Origin of the sequence: Polaribacter litorisediminis (assembly GCF_019968605.1) — a bacterium.
In the GTDB taxonomy this organism is placed as follows: domain Bacteria; phylum Bacteroidota; class Bacteroidia; order Flavobacteriales; family Flavobacteriaceae; genus Polaribacter; species Polaribacter litorisediminis.
In genome coordinates this window covers 481,373-501,116 of record NZ_CP082966.1, presented here as the reverse complement: position 1 = coordinate 501,116, position 19,744 = coordinate 481,373, and the positions used below count along the sequence as shown (strand labels likewise).

General features: G+C 32.1%; 16 protein-coding genes. 4 read left to right on the top strand and 12 right to left on the bottom strand.

Going from position 1 to position 19,744, the window contains the following annotated elements; translation table 11 throughout:
• Nucleotides 1-17: 17 nt before the first annotated feature.
• Nucleotides 18-2,582 carry a DNA gyrase subunit A gene (gene gyrA, locus K8354_RS02145; RefSeq protein ID WP_223445060.1) on the bottom strand — a complete coding sequence of 855 codons (2,565 nt, stop codon included), beginning with the start codon at nt 2,580-2,582 and terminating at the stop codon, nt 18-20.
• A gap of 264 nt (nt 2,583-2,846) precedes the next feature.
• Here gyrA and K8354_RS02140 point away from each other — a divergent pair, with 264 nt between their 5' ends.
• Both K8354_RS02140 and K8354_RS02135 read left to right on the top strand, forming a co-directional pair.
• Nucleotides 2,847-5,417, top strand: a complete 2,571-nt coding sequence (locus K8354_RS02140; protein ID WP_223445059.1) for an ATP-dependent Clp protease ATP-binding subunit — start codon at nt 2,847-2,849, stop codon at nt 5,415-5,417.
• 170 nt (nt 5,418-5,587) lie between these two features.
• The gene (locus tag K8354_RS02135; RefSeq protein ID WP_223445058.1) at nt 5,588-6,274 is read left to right on the top strand and encodes a GNAT family N-acetyltransferase; all 687 of its coding nucleotides are present in this window, start codon (nt 5,588-5,590) and stop codon (nt 6,272-6,274) included.
• A 51-nt stretch (nt 6,275-6,325) separates the two neighbouring features.
• On the opposite strand, the gene K8354_RS02130 is transcribed toward K8354_RS02135, so the two are convergent.
• Entirely contained in the window at nt 6,326-7,642 is a 1,317-nt protein-coding gene (locus tag K8354_RS02130) for a dihydrolipoamide acetyltransferase family protein (protein ID WP_223445056.1), read from the bottom strand.
• 329 nt (nt 7,643-7,971) lie between these two features.
• On the opposite strand from K8354_RS02130, the gene K8354_RS02125 reads away from it, so the two are divergent.
• On the top strand, nt 7,972-8,538 hold the full coding sequence (locus tag K8354_RS02125) for a YceI family protein (protein ID WP_223445054.1): 567 nt from the start codon (nt 7,972-7,974) through the stop codon (nt 8,536-8,538).
• Between the two features lie 42 nt (nt 8,539-8,580).
• Nucleotides 8,581-9,900: a hypothetical protein gene (locus K8354_RS02120; protein ID WP_223445052.1), complete on the top strand. Its 1,320-nt coding sequence runs from the start codon at nt 8,581-8,583 to the stop codon at nt 9,898-9,900.
• A 55-nt stretch (nt 9,901-9,955) separates the two neighbouring features.
• Here K8354_RS02120 and hemF read toward each other — a convergent pair whose 3' ends face one another.
• The 10 genes from hemF to hemA all read right to left on the bottom strand — a co-directional run bounded on the left by hemF (nt 9,956) and on the right by hemA (nt 19,671).
• Entirely contained in the window at nt 9,956-10,864 is a 909-nt protein-coding gene (gene hemF / locus K8354_RS02115) for an oxygen-dependent coproporphyrinogen oxidase (RefSeq protein ID WP_223447762.1), read from the bottom strand.
• An 868-nt stretch (nt 10,865-11,732) separates the two neighbouring features.
• Complete coding sequence (locus tag K8354_RS02110) at nt 11,733-12,491, bottom strand: EI24 domain-containing protein (protein WP_223445050.1); 759 nt, start codon at nt 12,489-12,491, stop codon at nt 11,733-11,735.
• Nucleotides 12,492-12,567: 76 nt separating this feature from the next.
• Nucleotides 12,568-13,599, bottom strand: a complete 1,032-nt coding sequence (hemE, locus tag K8354_RS02105) for a uroporphyrinogen decarboxylase (protein ID WP_223445048.1) — start codon at nt 13,597-13,599, stop codon at nt 12,568-12,570.
• A gap of 5 nt (nt 13,600-13,604) precedes the next feature.
• A complete protein-coding gene (locus tag K8354_RS02100; RefSeq protein WP_223445046.1) occupies nt 13,605-14,051 on the bottom strand; it encodes a protease complex subunit PrcB family protein in 447 nt (148 codons plus the stop codon).
• A 3-nt stretch (nt 14,052-14,054) separates the two neighbouring features.
• Nucleotides 14,055-15,344, bottom strand: a complete 1,290-nt coding sequence (gene hemL / locus K8354_RS02095; protein ID WP_223445044.1) for a glutamate-1-semialdehyde 2,1-aminomutase — start codon at nt 15,342-15,344, stop codon at nt 14,055-14,057.
• A gap of 49 nt (nt 15,345-15,393) precedes the next feature.
• Entirely contained in the window at nt 15,394-15,576 is a 183-nt protein-coding gene (locus K8354_RS18775) for a GIY-YIG nuclease family protein (protein ID WP_367890417.1), read from the bottom strand.
• Nucleotides 15,551-15,697, bottom strand: coding sequence for a GIY-YIG nuclease family protein (locus K8354_RS18770; RefSeq protein ID WP_367890416.1), 147 nt, complete (start codon nt 15,695-15,697; stop codon nt 15,551-15,553). The genes K8354_RS18775 and K8354_RS18770 overlap by 26 nt, the downstream gene beginning before the upstream one ends.
• Nucleotides 15,698-15,788: 91 nt before the next feature.
• On the bottom strand, nt 15,789-16,757 hold the full coding sequence (gene hemB, locus K8354_RS02085) for a porphobilinogen synthase (protein ID WP_223445042.1): 969 nt from the start codon (nt 16,755-16,757) through the stop codon (nt 15,789-15,791).
• Between the two features lie 79 nt (nt 16,758-16,836).
• The gene (hemC, locus tag K8354_RS02080) at nt 16,837-18,426 is read right to left on the bottom strand and encodes a hydroxymethylbilane synthase (RefSeq protein WP_223445040.1); all 1,590 of its coding nucleotides are present in this window, start codon (nt 18,424-18,426) and stop codon (nt 16,837-16,839) included.
• Between the two features lie 9 nt (nt 18,427-18,435).
• Nucleotides 18,436-19,671, bottom strand: coding sequence for a glutamyl-tRNA reductase (hemA, locus tag K8354_RS02075; RefSeq protein WP_223445038.1), 1,236 nt, complete (start codon nt 19,669-19,671; stop codon nt 18,436-18,438).
• Nucleotides 19,672-19,744: the final 73 nt, after the last annotated feature.

Below are 19,744 nucleotides of genomic sequence, written 5' to 3'. Positions count from 1 at the left end.
CTGTTTTTATTTATTTGTTATTCTTGGTTTTCATTTGAACCTTTTTCAATTTCCGTGCCATTTTCAGCGATATCCTCAGAACTTGAATTTTCTGGATCTACACCTTCTGGATTTGTATCCCCTAAGTTTTCATCTGCATCATCTTCCTCGCGCATTACTTTAGCCACGGCAGCAATACTGTCATCATCTTTAATGTTAATTAAACGCACACCTTGCGTTGCACGCCCCATAACACGCAAATCTTCTACAGCCATTCTTATGGTTAATCCAGATTTATTAATAATCATCAAATCATTAGAATCATCTACGTTTTTAATCGCCACTAAATCACCCGTTTTTTCTGAAATATTTAAAGTTTTTACACCTTTACCACCTCTATTGGTAACTCTATAATCCTCTAATTTAGAGCGTTTTCCATAGCCTTTTTCAGAAACAACAAGAATATTACTTTCCATATCATTTACAGCAACCATACCTATAACTTCATCATTTTCATGCTGCAAAGTAATTCCTCTAACTCCAGAAGCAGTTCTTCCCATGGGCCTTGTTTTTGCTTCTTCAAAACGAATCGATTTTCCAGATTTTAAGGCTAACATTACTTGGCTATCACCGGTTGTTAATTTAGCTTCTAGTAATTCATCACCATCTTTAATGGTAATTGCATTGATACCGTTTGTTCTTGGTCTAGAATATTGCTCTAAAGAAGTCTTTTTAACCTGACCTTTCTTGGTAGCCATAATAACGTAATGACTGTTGATGTATGCTTCGTCCTTTAAATCTTGTGTTACTAAAAATGCCTTTACAGAATCGTCTTGTTCTATATTGATGAGGTTTTGCATTGCTCTTCCTTTGGTATTTTTACCACCTTCCGGAATTTCATAAACCCGCATCCAGAATACTTTTCCTTTTTGCGTAAAAAACATCATATATTGGTGGTTTGTACCCACAAATAAATGTTCTAGAAAATCTTCATTTCTGGTTGTTGCTCCTTTTTGACCTCTTCCTCCTCTATTCTGAACTTTATATTCATCTAGATTTGTACGTTTTAAATATCCTGCATTAGAAATCGTTACGACAACTTTGGTATCAGGGATCATATCTTCAATACGCATATCACCACCGGCATATTCTATGATAGATCTGCGCTCATCACCATATTTATCTCTGATAAGAACTAATTCTTCTTTGATAATGTCATAACGTCTAGGCTCATTAGATAAAATATCCTTTAAATCTGCAATAGTTAGCATAATCTCATCAAATTCTGCACGCAACTTATCTTGCTCTAAACCAGTTAACTGACGCAAACGCATTTCTACAATTGCTTTTGCTTGAATTTCTGTTAACTCAAAACGTTCAATTAAACTCTCTCTTGCTTCGTCTGCATTGTTAGAAGCTCTAATAATTTTTATAACTTCATCTATATTATCCGAAGCAATAATTAATCCCTCTAAAATATGTGCTCTTGCTTCTGCCTTCTTTAATAAATATTCTGTTCTACGGACGATAACTTCATGTCTGTGTTCAACAAAATAATGAATTAATTGTTTTAAATTTAATTGCTCTGGTCTTCCTTTTACCAATGCAATATTATTAACACTAAAAGAAGTTTGTAATTGCGTGTATTTAAATAATTTATTTAAAACGATATTCGGTATTGCATCTCGTTTTAAAATATAAACGATCCGCATTCCGTTTCTATCAGATTCATCACGAATATTCGCAATTCCCGATATCTTTTTCTCGTTGACCAAGTCTGCAGTTTTCTTAATCATTTCTGCTTTATTCACTTGGTAAGGAATCTCTGTAACGATGATACATTCACGTCCTTTTACCTCTTCAATAACCGCTTTTGCACGCATTACAATACGCCCACGACCTGTATGAAAAGCATCTCTAACACCATCGTAACCATAAATAATTCCTCCTGTAGGAAAATCTGGCGCAGTAACATGCTGCATCAATTCATCGATCTCTATTTCGGTATTATCTATATAAGCGAGGATTCCATTGACAACTTCTGTTAAATTGTGTGGCGCCATATTTGTTGCCATCCCTACTGCAATACCAGAACCTCCGTTTACTAATAAATTAGGAATTCTAGTTGGTAAAACAGTTGGTTCTTGTAACGTATCATCAAAATTTAAACGATGGTCTACGGTATCTTTTTCAATATCCGCTAACATATCTTCCGATATTTTCTGCATTCTAACCTCCGTGTAACGCATTGCAGCAGGTGAATCTCCATCTACAGAACCAAAATTACCTTGCCCATCCACCATCATATAACGCTGACTCCAACTTTGTGCCATACGCACCATAGAATCATACACAGAAGTATCTCCATGCGGGTGATACTTTCCTAAAACCTCCCCAACAATTCTTGCAGATTTCTTATAGGATCCGGTGGCTTTAATACCTAACTCATGCATACCAAACAAAACCCTTCTATGAACCGGTTTTAAGCCATCTCTTACATCTGGTAATGCTCTTGACACTATTACTGACATTGAATAATCAATGTATGCAGCTTTCATCTGCTCTTCAATATTAATCGGAATTAATTTTTCTCCGTCTGCCATATTTAATTCTTATTAGTATTTATGCTAATTTTTAAACCAAGGCAAGATACTATTTCTTACAGTACCTACAAAGGTTTTCATCATTCTTATACATATGAGTTATCAACATTTTTTTATAATATTTAACAGTCTTTTATTTGTCTGATTTCTAATTGTTTTATACCTTTCATCAAAAGTCAAACTGTCAGTTTTTTTATATTGGCATCTTTATTGTGATTATTATGATAAAAGAAGACAACATTTATTAGAATATAAGAAAGAAATATGGACGATAATTTTTCACCAAAAGTAAGAGATGTAATCACATTTAGTAAAGAAGAGGCTTTAAGATTGGGCCACGAATTTATTGGAACAGAGCATCTTTTATTGGGTTTAATAAGAAAAGGCGAAGGAAAAGCAATTGAGATATTAACAGCCTTTGATGTTGATTTAATATTGCTTCGAAAAAAACTAGAGCAATTAAACCCTTCAAATCCGGCATTTTCAGACGGTACTGACAAACCAAGTCTGCGTTTAACAAGACAAGCGGAAAAAGCATTAAAAACCACTTTTTTAGAGGCTAAATTGTATCAAAGTGATTCTATAGATACGGCGCATTTACTCTTGTGCATTTTAAGAAATGAGAATGACCCAACTACAAAGCTAATTCAGAAATACCATGTAAATTATGATGAAGCAAAAGCGTTATACAAACAATTACATGTAGATGATACGGATGAAGATATTTTACCTTCTAATCCGATTGCAGAAACGCCTTCTGATGATGATGATTATCCTTCCGGAAAATCAAATCCTTTTGAGTCCTCTCAAAAAGGAAAAGCGGTTAAGAAATCTAAAACACCCGTTTTAGATAATTTTGGGCGTGATTTAACAAATTTAGCTGAAAACGGAAAATTAGACCCCGTTGTTGGTAGACAAAAAGAAATTGAGCGTGTTTCTCAAATTTTAAGTAGAAGAAAGAAAAACAACCCCATGTTAATTGGAGAACCTGGAGTGGGTAAATCTGCCATTGCAGAAGGTTTAGCTCTTAGAATTATAGAAAGAAAAGTATCTAGAATTTTATTTGATAAGCGAATTGTTTCTTTAGATTTGGCAAGTTTAGTTGCTGGCACAAAATACAGAGGCCAGTTTGAAGAACGCATGAAAGCCTTAATGAATGAGCTTGAAAAGAACGATGATATTATTCTTTTTATTGATGAAATTCATACGATTGTAGGGGCAGGTGGCGCAACTGGTTCTTTAGATGCATCCAACATGTTAAAACCTGCTTTAGCGAGAGGAGAAATTCAATGTATTGGTGCAACTACGTTGGATGAGTTTAGAACAAATATAGAAAAAGATGGCGCACTAGAACGTCGTTTTCAAAAGGTAATTGTAGAACCTACTACGGTAGAAGAAACCATCCAAATTTTAAATAATATTAAAGGTAAATATGAGGAACATCATCATGTAAATTATACAGATAATGCTATTGAGGCTTGTGTAAAATTAACAAACAGATATATGACAGACCGCTACTTACCAGACAAAGCTATTGATGCTTTAGATGAAGCGGGTTCTAGAATTCATATCACTAATATTGTAGTTCCTAAACAAGTTTTAGAATTAGAATCTAAACTAGAGCTTATTCGCGTTCAAAAAACAAAAGCTGTAAATGGTCAGAAATATGAAGAAGCTGCCAAATTACGGGATGATGAAAAAAATATGGAATCTGCCTTAAATTCCGCTCAAAAACAATGGGAAGATGATTCTAAATTAAACAGAGAAATTGTAACAGAAGATAATGTTGCAGAAGTAGTTTCTATGATGACTGGAATCCCTGTAAATAGAGTTGCAGAAGCAGAAAGCCACCGATTGCATGAGCTCCCTGCCATGATTAAAGGAAAAGTTATTGGGCAAGATGAGGCAGTTACCAAAGTAGTAAAAGCTATTCAAAGAAACAGAGTAGGTCTTAAAGATCCTAACAAACCAATTGGTTCATTTATATTTTTAGGTCAAACAGGAGTTGGTAAAACACAATTAGCAAAAGTTTTAGCGCGTGAGTTATTTGATTCTGACGATTCTTTAATTAGAATCGACATGAGTGAATACATGGAAAAATTTGCTATTTCTCGATTAATCGGAGCACCTCCAGGATATGTTGGTTATGAAGAAGGCGGACAGTTAACAGAAAAAGTTCGTAGAAAACCCTATGCGGTTATTCTTTTAGATGAAATTGAAAAAGCGCATCCAGATGTATTTAATATGCTATTACAAATTTTAGATGACGGATATATTACTGATAGTTTAGGCAGAAAAATAGATTTTAGAAATACCATAATTATTATGACTTCTAACCTTGGTGCCCGTCAATTAAAAGATTTTGGTGGGGGTGTTGGTTTTGGCACTACTTCTAAAAAAAATCAGGCAGATGAATATGCTAAATCGGTAATTGAAGGGGCTTTAAAGAAGTCTTTTGCTCCTGAATTCTTAAACAGAATTGATGATGTAATTATCTTTAATGCGCTAGAAAGAGAAGACATTCATGCTATTATTGATATTGAATTAGACAAACTTTTACATCGAATTTTAGATTTGGGTTACACCTTAAATTTAAGCGATAAAGCAAAAGATTATATTGCTGATAAAGGGTTTGATAAAAAATATGGTGCAAGACCTTTAAAAAGAGCAATTCAAAAATATATTGAAGATGCTTTAGCTGAAGAGATTGTAAACGCCACCTTAACCGAAGGGGATATTATAACCATGGATTTTGATGATGAAAAAGATGAACTTACCATTAACATAGAAAAAGGCGAAAAAAAGGAAGAAACAAGATCAGAAAATAATTCTTAATCTTTCTTCAATTTTGATTTAAAATCGGTTTTATGATGTTCGTTCTAGTAATTACGATTTTGAACCCAATAGAATTAAGAAATCATCTAAAAAACGAACTTTAAATTTTGTTTTCATTTAATTAATATAAAAACTCGCAATATGTGCGAGTTTTTATCTTTCAAATAATCATGATCACTTTAGAAGAAAAATTAAAAAACCCTGTTTGGCATTCTTTAAATGAAACGCATAAAAAGTTCGCCATAATGCTTGACGGTGTGCAATTTTACAACCCTGAAATCAATAATTTTGGTGCCTTTTTAGAAACTGATAAGACCATAAAGGCTTTAAATAAATACACTGAAAAAACAGAAAGATTCTTTTTAGTTTCAGAAGATCAAACGCCAATAATTGATGACAACAAAATAGTTTTAGAGAAAAAAATTAATGGCTGTCAAATGGTTTTAGACAATTTAACAGACGTTGAAATAACAGAAGAAATTATCTTATTAACCCAAAAAAACATGGATGAAGTTTATGACTTAATCTGGCTAGTAATGCCAGGTTTTTATCAAAAAAGAGGTTTTGAAATGGGGAATTTCTATGGAATTTTTAAAAATAATAAATTAATTGCTATATCTGGACAGAGAATGCAAACTGATGATTTTATTGAGGTTAGCTCAGTTGTTACACATCCTAATTATACAAGAAGAGGATTTGCTAAACAATTAATACAGCATACAACCAAAGAAATTTTAAAAGAAAACAAACTACCTATTTTACATACAAATAAAGGAAACCCAGCCATTGAGCTTTATGAAAAGTTGGGTTATAAAATTACGAGAGATATGAATTGGTGGCTGTATGGTAAAAAATAAAAACGCTTGGAAATTTCCAAGCGCTCTATTATTTATATTTGATATTTAATATTAAAAATCAGCATTCAAATCCCAAGCTTCTAAAGTTTCTTTTAAGGTTTTTATAAACATTCCGCCCAAAGCACCATTTACAACTCTGTGATCGTAAGAATGTGACACAAACATTTTTTGTCTAATTCCGATAAAATCTCCATCTGGTGTTTCTATCACGGCAGGCACTTTTCGAATAGCTCCCAACGCTAAAATTGCCACTTGTGGTTGATTGATGATTGGGGTTCCCATCACAGAACCAAAACTACCCACATTCGTTACAGTATAAGTTCCTCCTTGAATTTCATCTGGCTTTAATGCATTGCCTCTTGCTCTAGTTGCCAAATCATTTACGGCTTTTGTCATACCCACTAAATTTAATTGATCCGCATTTTTAATCACAGGTACAATTAAATTCCCATCAGGCAAAGCTGCCGCCATTCCTAAATTGATATTTTTCTTTTTAATGATTGTATCGCCATTTAAAGCAATATTAATCATCGGATATTTTTTAATGGTTGATGCGATGGCGTGCATCAAAATTGGCGTAAACGTTAATTTTTCTTTTTCTCTTTGAAAGAAAGCATCTTTTACTTTCGTTCTCCACTTTACAATATTTGTGACATCAATTTCAATAAATGATTGTACATGAGCAGATGTCTGAACAGAATCTACCATGTGTTTTGCAATCAATTTACCCATTCTACTCATTTCAATGATTTCATCACCATCATTAACAGCAACTGGTGTTACTTTTGAAACAGGTTTTGCTTCAATTTTTTCAGATGCTTTTGGAGCATTCACTTTAACCAGAGTCTCCTCTTTTTCAATTGATGTTCCTTTATTTTCTATATACGATAAAATATCATCTTTAGTAACCCTACCATCTTTACCTGTACCAGAAATAGTTTCTAACTCTTGCATAGAAACATTTTCTGTTTGTGCAATATTTCTTACTAGTGGCGAATAGAATTTACCAGAATCTGAAGTTTTAGAAATCGGGGCCGCAACAACCTCTGATGCCTTTTCAATAATCGCTTCTACTTCTTTTACTTCGTTAGGCGAAGCATCGGTTTTAACTTCTTCAGCATCTTTACCTTCAATTTCTATAATAGCAATCGTTTCGCCAACAGCAACAACCTCATCTTGCTGAAACAAAATTTCTATCAATTTTCCTTCTACTTCACTCGGAACTTCAGAATCTACTTTATCCGTAGCTATTTCTACAACGGCTTCATCTAATTCAATCATATCGCCTACTTCTTTTAACCAAGAAGTAATGGTTGCTTCTGCAACACTTTCGCCCATTTTGGGTAGTTTTAATTCAAAAATTGCCATTTATATATGATTTTAAGGATTGCAAAAATACAAAAAAGCGATGATTTTTAATAAAATATGAACTTAAAAATAATACAAAAAGAAAGTTAACTTTATATGATATATAAAAAAAACAAACTTTTTATGAAAATAGTAAAATATAACCGATAAAAAACTGCTATTTTTTATAAATTATTAAATTTCTAAATATTTTTTTCTTTTTACATTATTTAAACACCTAATATTCAATGTGCTTTTTAGTCAGAAAAAACTTTGTTTACAGCATATGATTTTTATCATAATTTAAGCTAAGTAATACCATTAGTTTTGTACTATAAATAATTAATCAGATGAAAAAAATAATTTTATTAATAGTATTACTACCAATATTTTTTATGGTTTCTGCGCAAGAGAAGAGCCAAATTTTAAAAATAAAATTACCCAGTACAGTCATTATAAATGGCACTTCTACTTTACATGATTGGGAGAGTATCGTTGAAAAAACAGTTGCGCAATTAGCTACTAACGAACTAAATAACCAAAAAATAGAAACCTTAAATGTATCTGTAGAAGTTATAAGCATAAAAAGTGGAAAAAACTTAATGGATAAGCTTACTTATAAAGCTTTAAAGTATGAAGATCATCCGAACATTACATTCATCTTCAAAAAAGGAGAAATTATAAATGAAGGTGCAAAACATATCGATATAAAGTTAATTGGAGATTTAACTATTGCAGGAGTTACCAAAAGTGTTGCTGTAGAAACGAAAATAAACAAATCTGGTAAACCAATAATATTAAAAGGAAGTCATAAATTAAAAATGACAGACTTTGGAATCGAACCTCCAAAAGCATTATTAGGAACCATTAAAACAGGAAATGAAATAACCATAGCATTTAATTTAACATTCGAATAATAAATAATAAATAACAAACTACAATAATAAACTTAAATAATTATGAAAACAATTAAAAACACTTTATTAGCGCTGCTTTTAACCTTAGGTTGGTTAAATACAAATGCACAGGAAATACAATATTTTAGGCAAGCAGGATATGATGGATTAAATGTATTTGAAACAAAAAAAGATAATAATGTAGAGTTCGAAAAAGTAAAAATAAGAGTAGGTGGTGATTTTGCCATACAATTTCAAGCAGTGGATCATTCTAATGATGCTAACAATCTAGCAGCAATTGGTGGAAATGTAAATTTACCAACCGCTAACTTAAATTTTGATGTACAATTGGCCGATGGTGTAAGAATGCATTTAAGAACTTTTCTTTCATCTAGACATCATAATGAAACTTGGGTAAAAGGGGGGCATATACAAATGGATAGACTTAACTTTATTAAACAAGATTTTTTAAAGAATATTATGGATGTAACTACAATAAGAATTGGTGTGGATCAATTAAATTATGGTGATGCTCATTTTAGAAGGTCTGATAACGCCATGGCTATTTACAACCCTTTTGTAGGTAACTATTTAATGGATTCTTATACTGTTGAACCTTTTATTGAAATTAATGTGCAACCAAAAGACTATATTTTTGTTGCTGGTATCTCTAATGGGTTGTTAAACCCAACTGTAGATCAAACCATTACAAGTAGAAGTACAGGTGCTATTTTAGGTGAAAAGGATTTAAAAGTTACTTTTTATGGTAAATTAGGTATCGATCGTCAAGTAAACGAAGCTTTGAGAGTTCGTTTAACAGGTTCTTTTATTAGTGAAAGTGGTTATAATAATGGAGATCACTTGTATAGTGGAGACAGAGCAGGATCAAGATATTACAATATTTTTAATGCAAATATTGGTGGTAACTTAGCTGGTAGTGGAGATTTTTCTGGAAGATTTACTCCAGGCTTTAAAAACAATGCCTCATATCAAATTAATCCATTTATACAATATAAAGGCCTAGAATTCTTCGGAATTTACGAAACAAGTAAAGGAAATAGAATCGAAGGAGACGAAAAAGGTTCTTTTACACAACTAGGAACTGAACTTCTATACAGATTTGGTGAACAAGGCCAATTCTACGTTGCAGGTAGATATAATTCTGTAAACGGAAATGAAGGTTATGCTTCTGGCACAACAAAACCAAATGATCAAAAAATTACAAGAACAAATATTGGAGCTGGTTGGTTTATGACAAAAAATGTACTTGTAAAAGCTGAGTATGTAAAACAATCTTACAATTCTGATACATCTGTTTGGTCTAACATATTATCTGGTGCAGAAATGAATGGTTTAGTTGTAGAAGCCGTAATTTCTTTCTAATAATTATTATTTGAATTAATCTAAAAAGCAGGAACTTAGTTCCTGCTTTTTTCTTTTAAATCCAATCTTTAGGATTTGCCAAAACATGTAAAAGTCTCGCTTCTTCTGAATTCTCTTCTGGATGATGATTGTATTTCCATTGCACTATTGGAGGTAAACTCATAAGAATACTTTCAATTCTTCCGTTTGTTTTTAAGCCAAATAAAGTTCCTCTATCATGGACCAAATTAAATTCTACATAACGACCTCTTCTAACTTCTTGCCAATCTTTATGTTCTTTTGTAAATTCAAACCCTCTTCTTTTTTCAACTATGGGAACGTAACTATTTAAAAAGCTATTACCGACTTCTGTCACAAAATTGAATCGATCTTCAATAGAAAACTCCTCGTTTTCCTTTAAATAGTCAAAGAATAAACCACCAATTCCACGTGCTTCGTTTCTATGTGAATTCCAAAAATATTCATCACAGGTTTTTTTAAACTTCGGATAAAATTCTAAATGATGTTTGTCGCAAGCAGATTTACAAACAGCATGAAAATGAGTAGCATCTTCATCAAATAAATAATAAGGTGTTAAATCTTGTCCGCCACCAAACCATTGTGTTACCACATTTCCTTCTGCATCATACATTTCGAAATAACGCCAATTTGCATGCACCGTTGGCACAAAAGGATTGATTGGATGTAACACTAAACTCAATCCACAGGCAAAGAAATTTCCTTCTTTTACCTGAAACTGATTTCTTAAGGCTTCTGGTAATTCGCCATGAACTGCAGAAATATTGACACCTCCTTTTTCAAAAACAGCACCATTTTCAAGAACACGCGTTCTACCTCCTCCTCCTTCTTTTCTCTCCCAAAGATCTTCTTCAAACTTGGCTTTCCCATCAACTTTTTCTAATTTAGAAGTAATTGTATCTTGAAGGTTTTCTATGTATTTGTAGAATTTATTTTTAAGACTAATATTGTTTTCCTGGAAATTTTCTGGAACTTCCTGCAATCTATGTGACTTGTCCTGCAAGGTTTCCAAAACCTTGTAGGTATATTTATTCTTTCCAAAATTATCTTGATATTCTCCTGCAAGGTTTTCAAAACTTCCTGAAACTTTTCCAGAACTTCCTACAAGGTTTTCAGAACCTTGTAGGTTTTCTTTTTCGTCCATTATCGGATTTTTATGACAAAAAATAAAATTGTTTTTATCATCAAATAACGTAATAACTTCATCCACAGAAATCAAATCTGATTTAAAATTTATAATTTCATTATAAGAAGAAAATTTATACTTTGAAAAATCAGAAATTATATTATGATTTTGAGGGTTTTTATGAATGTAGAGAATACTATTTTTCAAATATTCATCCGTAGTTATATTTTTTCTTTTGAAATGTTTTTCAAACAAACTACCTGTTCTTTTTTGCTGTTTATTAAATGCTTTTGCATAAGAATTTAATAAATTAGAAAAGAGTTGAGTTGCTTCTTCTCCTTCACAATCAATTCTCACTAAAAAATGATAATGATTTTTTAGTAAACAATAAGATAAAACAGAAACTTTACCTGAAAGATATTTGTTTATTAAAGTTAAAAAATACCTCATATTTTCATCACTGTCAAAAATGGTATTACCATTAATACCTCTATTAAAAATATGATAATATTTATCTTTTTCTAAAATTTCTAATTTCATTAATTTTTAAATTTTTAACACCTACAAGGTTAAAAAGAAACCTTGCAGGAGGTTATTGACATTTTGCAGGTGTTCCCGATATTTATAAAAGGATTTGTTAATTTAATAAATTCTTTATTGGGTAAATTATCTGTTTTTGAGCTCTAATTTATTTTTCATAAACAATTTTAGGATTTCCGTGTAAAATTTTCAGTGTACTTGTTGAGGCTGCAGTAACCGATAATGGTAAAACAAGAATAATTCCAATAATCGGAAGTAATAAAAATAACATAAAAACAATTCCATTTCCAATAGCATATCCTTTATTTTTATCAACAAAATGAACGCTTTTCTTATAATCAAAATGACGTTCTAAGGTATAATCCATATTCCCAAAACCAGCATAATAAGATTGTACAAAAAATAAAGCCAATGTTGATAATATATTTACAATCGGTATAAATTTTAATAACAATAGAGGTAACGTAATTAGTAATTCTCTAATTAAATTTCTAATATTTATTCTGATTCCTCTAATTAATTGCTGTGTATTTGTAGTTTTTCTATAGAGATGCGTTACATCTCCGTAAAAGTGTTTTTCAATTTTTTCTGAAACAGGACTCATAAAAGGTGCTGAAAAAGCCATAATAATGTGTTTATATAAAATTAAACCAATTATTAATACAATTAAACCTCCTATAAAATTACTAATGGATGTAAATGTTTCTTTACCCCAATCCCAAGTCCATATATTACTGATGTATGCACCTACATTATCAGATAAAACATACGCTTCAATTCCTATAAAAATTGCTGTAACAATACTTATCAAAATAGGAATGGCAAAATATTTCCAAAGTTTTAGTTTTGAAATCAATTCGAAAGCGCCTGCATATTCTTTAATCCCTAAAATGATGTTTTTAATCATTACCCTATCCTTAATCCTTTCCAAAGGAAAGGAAACTCATACTTAAAACCACAAGTTTTTCTTCCCTTTGGGAAGATTAAGATGGGCTTTTATATTCTTTCACAGCATCTACAAACGCTTTTGCATTTTCTACAGGAATATTTGGTAAAATTCCGTGACCTAAATTTACAATATATTTATCTTTTCCGAAATCATTGATCATTTGATGTACCATCTTCTTAATTTCTGATGGAGGCGATAACAATCTTGAAGGATCAAAATTACCCTGTAAAGTAATATTTCCTCCTGATAAATAACGTGCATTTCTGGCAGAACAGGTCCAATCTACTCCCAAAGCAGAAGCGCCTGATTTTGCCATTTTATCCAAAGCAAACCAACACCCTTTTCCGAATGCGATTACGGGTGTGCTATCTTTTAAAGCATCAATTATTTGCTGCATATATTGCCAAGAAAATTCTTGATAATCTATCGGAGACAGCATTCCTCCCCAAGAATCAAATATCTGAACAGCATTTACACCAGCTTCAACTTTTGCCCTTAAATATGCAATTGTTGTGTCTGTAATTTTTTGAAGTAAAGAATGTGCAACAACAGGATTCGTAAAACATAATTCTTTTGCTTTATCAAAGTTTTTAGAACCCTGACCTTGTACACAATAACATAAAATTGTCCAAGGTGAACCAGCAAAACCAATTAACGGAACCTCATCATTTAACTTTTCTTTGGTAGCTTTTATAGCTTCGATTACATACCCCAAAGTTTCATGAACATCAGGAACAATTACGCGATCTAAATCTTTTTGATTGCGAATAGGATTTGGTAAATAAGGTCCGAAATTGGGTTTCATTTCCACTTCAATATTCATTGCTTGCGGAATGACCAAGATATCTGAAAATAAAATTGCAGCATCCATACCATATCTTCTGATAGGTTGCACTGTAATTTCTGATGCTAATTCTGGTGTTCTGCAGCGGGTAAAAAAATCGTATTTCTTTTTGATTACCTGAAATTCTGGTAAATATCTCCCTGCTTGACGCATCATCCAAACGGGTGGCCTGTCTACAGTTTCTCCTTGTAAAGCTCTTAAAAATAAGTCGTTTTTAATCATAATTTTTATAACTCTAGAAATTTTATTTCCTTATTTGTCTTATTAATTTTCACAATATGATAAGGTTGCTTTATAACAGTAGTTGCCATACTCATGGGTTTTGGACCTTTTCTTTTTATTTTAATGAATACAGTATCTTTTTCTTGTGTAACTTCTATAATTTCAACTGAAAATCCTCCTGAATTCCGAACCTTATCCATACAAACAAGAACCATTTCTTTTGAAAAATCAATTACATTTTCAAATGTGTTAGAAACTTTATTTGTAGTATCTATTTTTGATAAAAAAGATTTCCATTCTTGTTTTGAAGAAATTACAAGGTTCTCTTTTTTAAATCCTTCCGCACCATTTCCAAATAAACTTCCTTTAGACAGCGACGTAAAACCTCCTTCTTGGTTTTTAGGACAACCTACTAGTAACAAACTAAACAAAATCGTGATCACTGTTTTCATCTTTTATATTTTTGAAACTGCAAACATGGCCTTATCAACTGCCTCTGCTATTTTTTTAATGTCTTTGTCTTTAATTGCTGATGATAAAAACCAAGCTTCAAATTGACTTGGGGGTAAAAACACACCATTTTTAATCATTTCCCAAAAGAAAATCGCAAACTTATTCGTATCCGAAGTCTGAGCTTCAGCAAAATTCGTCACTTTTTCTTTTGTAAAAAATGGATTCATCATAGAACCAAAACGATTCACAACCAAATCTACATTGTATTTTTTCGCAGTCTCTAATAAAATCACTTCTAAAATAGCCGCAGTTTCATTAAACTGATCATACGGATTCTGTCTCTTCACTTCGGTTAAAGTTGCTATTCCGCCTGCCATTGCAATCGGATTTCCACTTAACGTTCCTGCTTGATACATGCCTCCTAAAGGGGCAACTTCTTGCATAATTTCATTTCTCGCTCCGTAAGCTCCTACAGGAAAACCGCCACCAATTACCTTTCCTAAACAAGTAATATCTGCTGTAACCCCCAGTAATTCTTGCGCACCACCAAATTTAGAACGAAAACCTGTCATAACCTCATCTGCAATTAATAGCGCTCCTTTGGTTTCTATGTAGGCTTTCAATTCTTTTAAAAAATTATTCTGCGGAATTACAACTCCCATATTGCCACAGATTGGCTCTATAATGACACCTGCAATATCATCATGTTCCTCAAAATGCTTTTTTACACTTTCTAAATCATTATATGTAGCAATTAAAGTGTTTTTTACGGCTCCTTCCGGAACACCTTTAGAACCTGGCAAACTTAAAGTTGCTAAGCCAGAACCGGCTGCAACTAATAATGAGTCTTGATGCCCGTGGTAGCAACCAGAAAATTTTATAATTTTATCTTTTCCTGTAAATGCTCTTGCCAAACGAACTGCACTTAAGACCGCTTCGGTGCCAGAATTCACAAAACGAACTTTGTCCATTCCTGGAAAAGCATCGCAAACTATTTTTGCTAGTTTGATTTCATTTTTTGTCGAGGCTCCAAACGAATACCCATTCTTTAAGGCCTTTGTTATTGCTTTTTGAACCTTTTTATGACGATGTCCTAAAATCATGGGACCGTAAGAAAGCACCAAATCTATGTATTCGTTTCCGTCTACGTCTGTAATTTTACTTCCTTTTGCTTTTTTGATAAACAACGGATTTCCACCAACGGATGAAAATGCTCTTACTGGAGAATTTACTGCCCCAACCAAGTTTACCAATCCTTTGTTATATAATTTTTTTGAATTCTTGAATTTCATATTTACTCTTTTCCAGTTTGAGATTTCTGCCTTCGCAGGAATCTCCTAATTAATCAAACCAATCTTCTGATAAATCATTCCAATCAGAATTTTCTTCAATAATTAAATTTATTTTCCAATCTCTTTTCCACTTCTTTAAATTCTTCTCTCTTTTGATAGCATTAGAAATATATTGATAAACTTCAAAATAAATTAATTTATCTAAATTATATCTTGATGAAAAAAGCTTCAACCAATTTATTTTTATGCTCAAACATTCTTCTTTCCAAATCGTTTGAAACACCAATGTATAAAACTCCATCTTTTTTATTTGTAATAATATAAACATAATATTGATGTTGAGTTTTAAACAATCATTTTCTTTTTTAAAGTTTGAGATTTCTGCCTTCGCAGGAATGACCGCTAATTTATTTTTTACTTAATTTATAAATAAAATTACACATCTTAACAGCCCTTTAATAAAACTTTAGCTGCCTCCTTTGCAAAATACGTAATAATAATGTCTGCTCCTGCTCTTTTCATTGATAGTAAACTTTCCATCATTACTTTTTCACCGTCAATCCAACCTTTTTCTGCTGCAGCTTTTACCATTGCATATTCTCCACTTACATTATAACATGCAATCGGTCTGTCGAAATTATTCTTTAAATCTCTAATGATATCTAAATAGGATAATGCTGGTTTTACCATCAAAATATCGGCTCCTTCTTGATCATCAAAAGTAGCTTCACGCATTCCTTCATCTCTATTCGCAGGATCCATTTGATAGGTTCTTCGATCACCAAAAGTAGGTGCAGAATCTGCAGCATCTCTAAATGGCCCGTAAAAAGCGGATGCATATTTTACTGCATATGCCATAATTGGCAAGTTTACAAACCCCGAATTGTCTAAAGATTGGCGCACCATATCTATGGTTCCATCCATCATTCCTGAAGGCGCTACCATATCTACGCCAGCTTTTGCATGCGAAACTACTTGTTTTGCAATATTTACTAAAGTTGCATCATTATCAACATCATTCTCATGAATAATGCCGCAATGACCATGCGATGTATATTCGCAAAAACAAACATCTGTAATTACATATAAACTAGGATAATTTTTTTTAATAAAACGAATTGCTTGTTGCATAATTCCGTTTTCGTTCCAAGTTTCTGTACCTTCATCATCTTTGTTGGACGGAATTCCGAACAATAATACTGCAGGAATATTCAAAGAAACAACTTCATTTAATTCTTTAGAAATTCTGTCTAAAGAAAAACGTTTGATGCCTGGCATAGAAACAATTTCAGTTTCAATGTTTTCTCCTTCTTCTATAAATAATGGGTAAATAAAATTATCTACAGACAATTTAGTTTCTCTAACTAATCTGCGAATTCCTTCTGACTTTCTTAATCTGCGAGTTCTGAACATTTATTTGCACTTATTGTCAGTTCGAGCGCAGTCGAGAACTAAATTAACCTCTCGACTGCGCTCGAGGAGACATTCTTTTTTATTTTGAATAATAACTATTTATCAATTCTAAAACACTCTCTACACTGGGCATATTGGCAACCTGAACATTATCAAAATGCTTTCTTGCCTCTTTTGCCGTCGTTTCACCGATACAAAAAGCAATTTTGTCTTTCGTATTTTCTTGTAAATAACTTTCTATTCCTGACGGACTATAGAATAAAACACCAGAAACAGCATCGTTTAATTTATTTGGACTTAACATTGTTTTGTAGGCTTCCACTTCATTTACCACAATATCTGCTGTTTGCAAATAGGCCGGTAAAATATCCATTCTTACATTACTGCAAAAATAGGTTACTTCTTTATTCTCTAATGTTGTTGATAAATAAGTTGCTAATGTTTTTGCATTTTTTGCAACTTTAGCGACTTTACCAATTCTATTTTCAATCAATTTTTTAGTTCTTCTACCTACACAAAAAATATTCTTGAATTTTATTTCATCTTTTGTAAAAGAGTTTAAAATTGATTCTACTCCATTCTGGCTGGTGATAATTACATTTTCAATTTCGTTTTTCATCACCTTTGGTGGAATTCTATTAAAACGAATTTTTATAAAATCGCTATCCTTTATGTCAATAGCATCGGATAATATTTCTTTTTGAAGTTCAGAAAGTTTTTTTGTAGAATAGACAGATGCTATTTTAGTAGAAACACCTTCATCTTCTGCCATCATTTCTTTTCCTCCTTTATTAATTATATAATCTGCACAATCTTTTGCTAGGTATCTATGATTTCCTAGTTTTGCCGTTTTTGCAACTCTTATTTTTTTAGAACCATCTTTTTTTAATAAAACAGCTTTAAAATTTACTTCTTCAGTTCTTGAATCAACATAGGCTAGCGCTCCAATAGGTGCAGTACAACCGCCCTCTAACAATCTTAAGAACTCACGTTCCACACCTACACAAACTTTAGTTTCATGGTGATTTAATTGCTCACAAGCATCTAATGAAAAATCATCTTTTTCTAAAGCAGTAATCATAATTGCTCCTTGACCAGGTGCAGAAATCATCCAAGGAAGATCGATAGCATCTTTAGGAAGTATGCCAAGTCTTTCTAGTCCGGCCGCCGCAAATACAGCACCGTTCCAAGTTTCGCTATTTTTTAATTTTTCTAAACGTGTATTTACATTTCCTCTTAAATCTTCAACTTTATGGGTTGGATATCTATTTAACCACATGGCTTTTCTTCGCAAACTACCTGTAGCGATTAATCCTTCTGGCTCACCGAAAAACTCTTCATTACCTTTTAAAACTAAAATATCGTTGTAATTACCGCGTTTTAAAACGGCAGCCTGAACAATGCCTTCTGGTAAAGCAGTTGGCACATCTTTTAGAGAATGTACAGCAATATCGATATCACCATTTAACATGGCGATGTCTAAATTTTTGGTAAAAATTCCTGTAATTCCTAACTCATACAAAGGTTTATCTAAAATAATATCTCCTGTAGATTTTATAGGAACTAAAACAGATTCGTAGCCTAATTCTCTTAATTCTTTACGTACTTTATTCGCTTGCCAAAGCGCTAATTCACTATTGCGAGTTCCTATTCTAATGATTTTTTGCATGAAATTTAATTAAGATTGAAACACTTTTTGCATTACTTCGATGCTTTCTGTTACCGAAGTTTCATCATCTTTTAGGTGTTTTACAAACTGTGTAGTAATTTTTTGAATAAAACGTGAAGTTAATATTTCTGCTTGATTTTCATCAAAATTAACAATTTTCTTTTTCTGAAAATTTATTTCATCATTTTTTATAACTTCTAAATACTCTTTTAAAGCGGCAATTGCTGGCGTAAATCTCCTGTGATTTAACCAATCGTTAAATTCTGTTTTATGTTTTAGAATAATCGCCTCTGCCAAAGGGATTTCCTTTTGACGTACTGCCAAAGTTTCATCTGTAATCTTAGAGAGTTCATCAACATTTACCAAAGAAACTCCTTCTAAATCTCTAACATCTTTTGCAACATTTTCTGGCATCGATAAATCTAAAATCAGTAATTTCTTATTATTTTGAACATGTTCTTTTAAAATAGTAGGTTTGTCAGAACCTGTAGAAACTATTAAAACATGAGCATTTTCAATTTCTGCTGATAAGTTTTTAATAACCGATTTTCTTATAGAAGCATGCTCTTTTATAAATTCAATCGCTTTTTGCTCTGTGCGGTTAATTAAACAAACTGACTTGTTTTGCGTGTATTCTGCTAAATTTTTACAAGTGTGTTTCCCCATTTTACCCAGACCAAAAACTAAAATATTTTTGGTGTTATAATTGGGCACATTTTTAATAAGATATTGCACGGCAGCGTATGAAACAGATGTTGTGCCTGAACTTAATTTTGTTTCATTTTTAACTCTTTTGCTAGCCTGAAAAACACTATTTAACAGCCTTTCTAGATATGCATTTGTGGTATTTTGCAATTTAGCCATTTTAAACGACTGCCTTAATTGCCCAACAATCTCATAATCTCCTAAAATCTGACTTTCTAAACCTGTACCAATTCTGAATAAATGTTCAACAGCTTCTTGGTTTTTATAGACATTAGAAATCGAAGCAAATTCTTCTACAGAACCTTCAGAAAAATGACATAATAATTGTATTAGTTGATAAGGATGCTCTGCAAAACCACAAATTTCCGTTCTATTACAAGTTGATAAAATAAAAACTCCTTCAAACTTTTTAGCCTTTGCTAACGCTAACAAAGATTCTTGACTCTCGTTAGATAAGGAATATTTTCCACGTGTTTTTACGTCAGCTTTTTTGTAGCTCACTCCAATATTATAGAAATGTGTTGTTTTATTCTCGTGCATAGAATTAAAAAGTTGCACAAAAATAGAAACTTCATCTAGAAAAAAATGTCGCTCAAAGTACTTTTTATAACGT

What these genes read in the sequence shown, in the direction of transcription:
- K8354_RS02140 (WP_223445059.1), top strand. Translation starts at nt 2,847, where the DNA reads ATGGACGATAATTTTTCACCAAAAGTAAGAGATGTAATCACATTTAGT.
- hemL (WP_223445044.1), bottom strand. Translation starts at nt 15,344, where the DNA reads ATGAAATTCAAGAATTCAAAAAAATTATATAACAAAGGATTGGTAAAC.
- K8354_RS02110 (WP_223445050.1), bottom strand. Translation starts at nt 12,491, where the DNA reads ATGATTAAAAACATCATTTTAGGGATTAAAGAATATGCAGGCGCTTTC.
- K8354_RS02100 (WP_223445046.1), bottom strand. Translation starts at nt 14,051, where the DNA reads ATGAAAACAGTGATCACGATTTTGTTTAGTTTGTTACTAGTAGGTTGT.
- K8354_RS02130 (WP_223445056.1), bottom strand. Translation starts at nt 7,642, where the DNA reads ATGGCAATTTTTGAATTAAAACTACCCAAAATGGGCGAAAGTGTTGCA.
- K8354_RS02135 (WP_223445058.1), top strand. Translation starts at nt 5,588, where the DNA reads ATGATCACTTTAGAAGAAAAATTAAAAAACCCTGTTTGGCATTCTTTA.
- hemA (WP_223445038.1), bottom strand. Translation starts at nt 19,671, where the DNA reads ATGCACGAGAATAAAACAACACATTTCTATAATATTGGAGTGAGCTAC.
- K8354_RS02120 (WP_223445052.1), top strand. Translation starts at nt 8,581, where the DNA reads ATGAAAACAATTAAAAACACTTTATTAGCGCTGCTTTTAACCTTAGGT.
- gyrA (WP_223445060.1), bottom strand. Translation starts at nt 2,582, where the DNA reads ATGGCAGACGGAGAAAAATTAATTCCGATTAATATTGAAGAGCAGATG.
- K8354_RS02125 (WP_223445054.1), top strand. Translation starts at nt 7,972, where the DNA reads ATGAAAAAAATAATTTTATTAATAGTATTACTACCAATATTTTTTATG.
- hemC (WP_223445040.1), bottom strand. Translation starts at nt 18,426, where the DNA reads ATGCAAAAAATCATTAGAATAGGAACTCGCAATAGTGAATTAGCGCTT.
- hemE (WP_223445048.1), bottom strand. Translation starts at nt 13,599, where the DNA reads ATGATTAAAAACGACTTATTTTTAAGAGCTTTACAAGGAGAAACTGTA.
- hemB (WP_223445042.1), bottom strand. Translation starts at nt 16,757, where the DNA reads ATGTTCAGAACTCGCAGATTAAGAAAGTCAGAAGGAATTCGCAGATTA.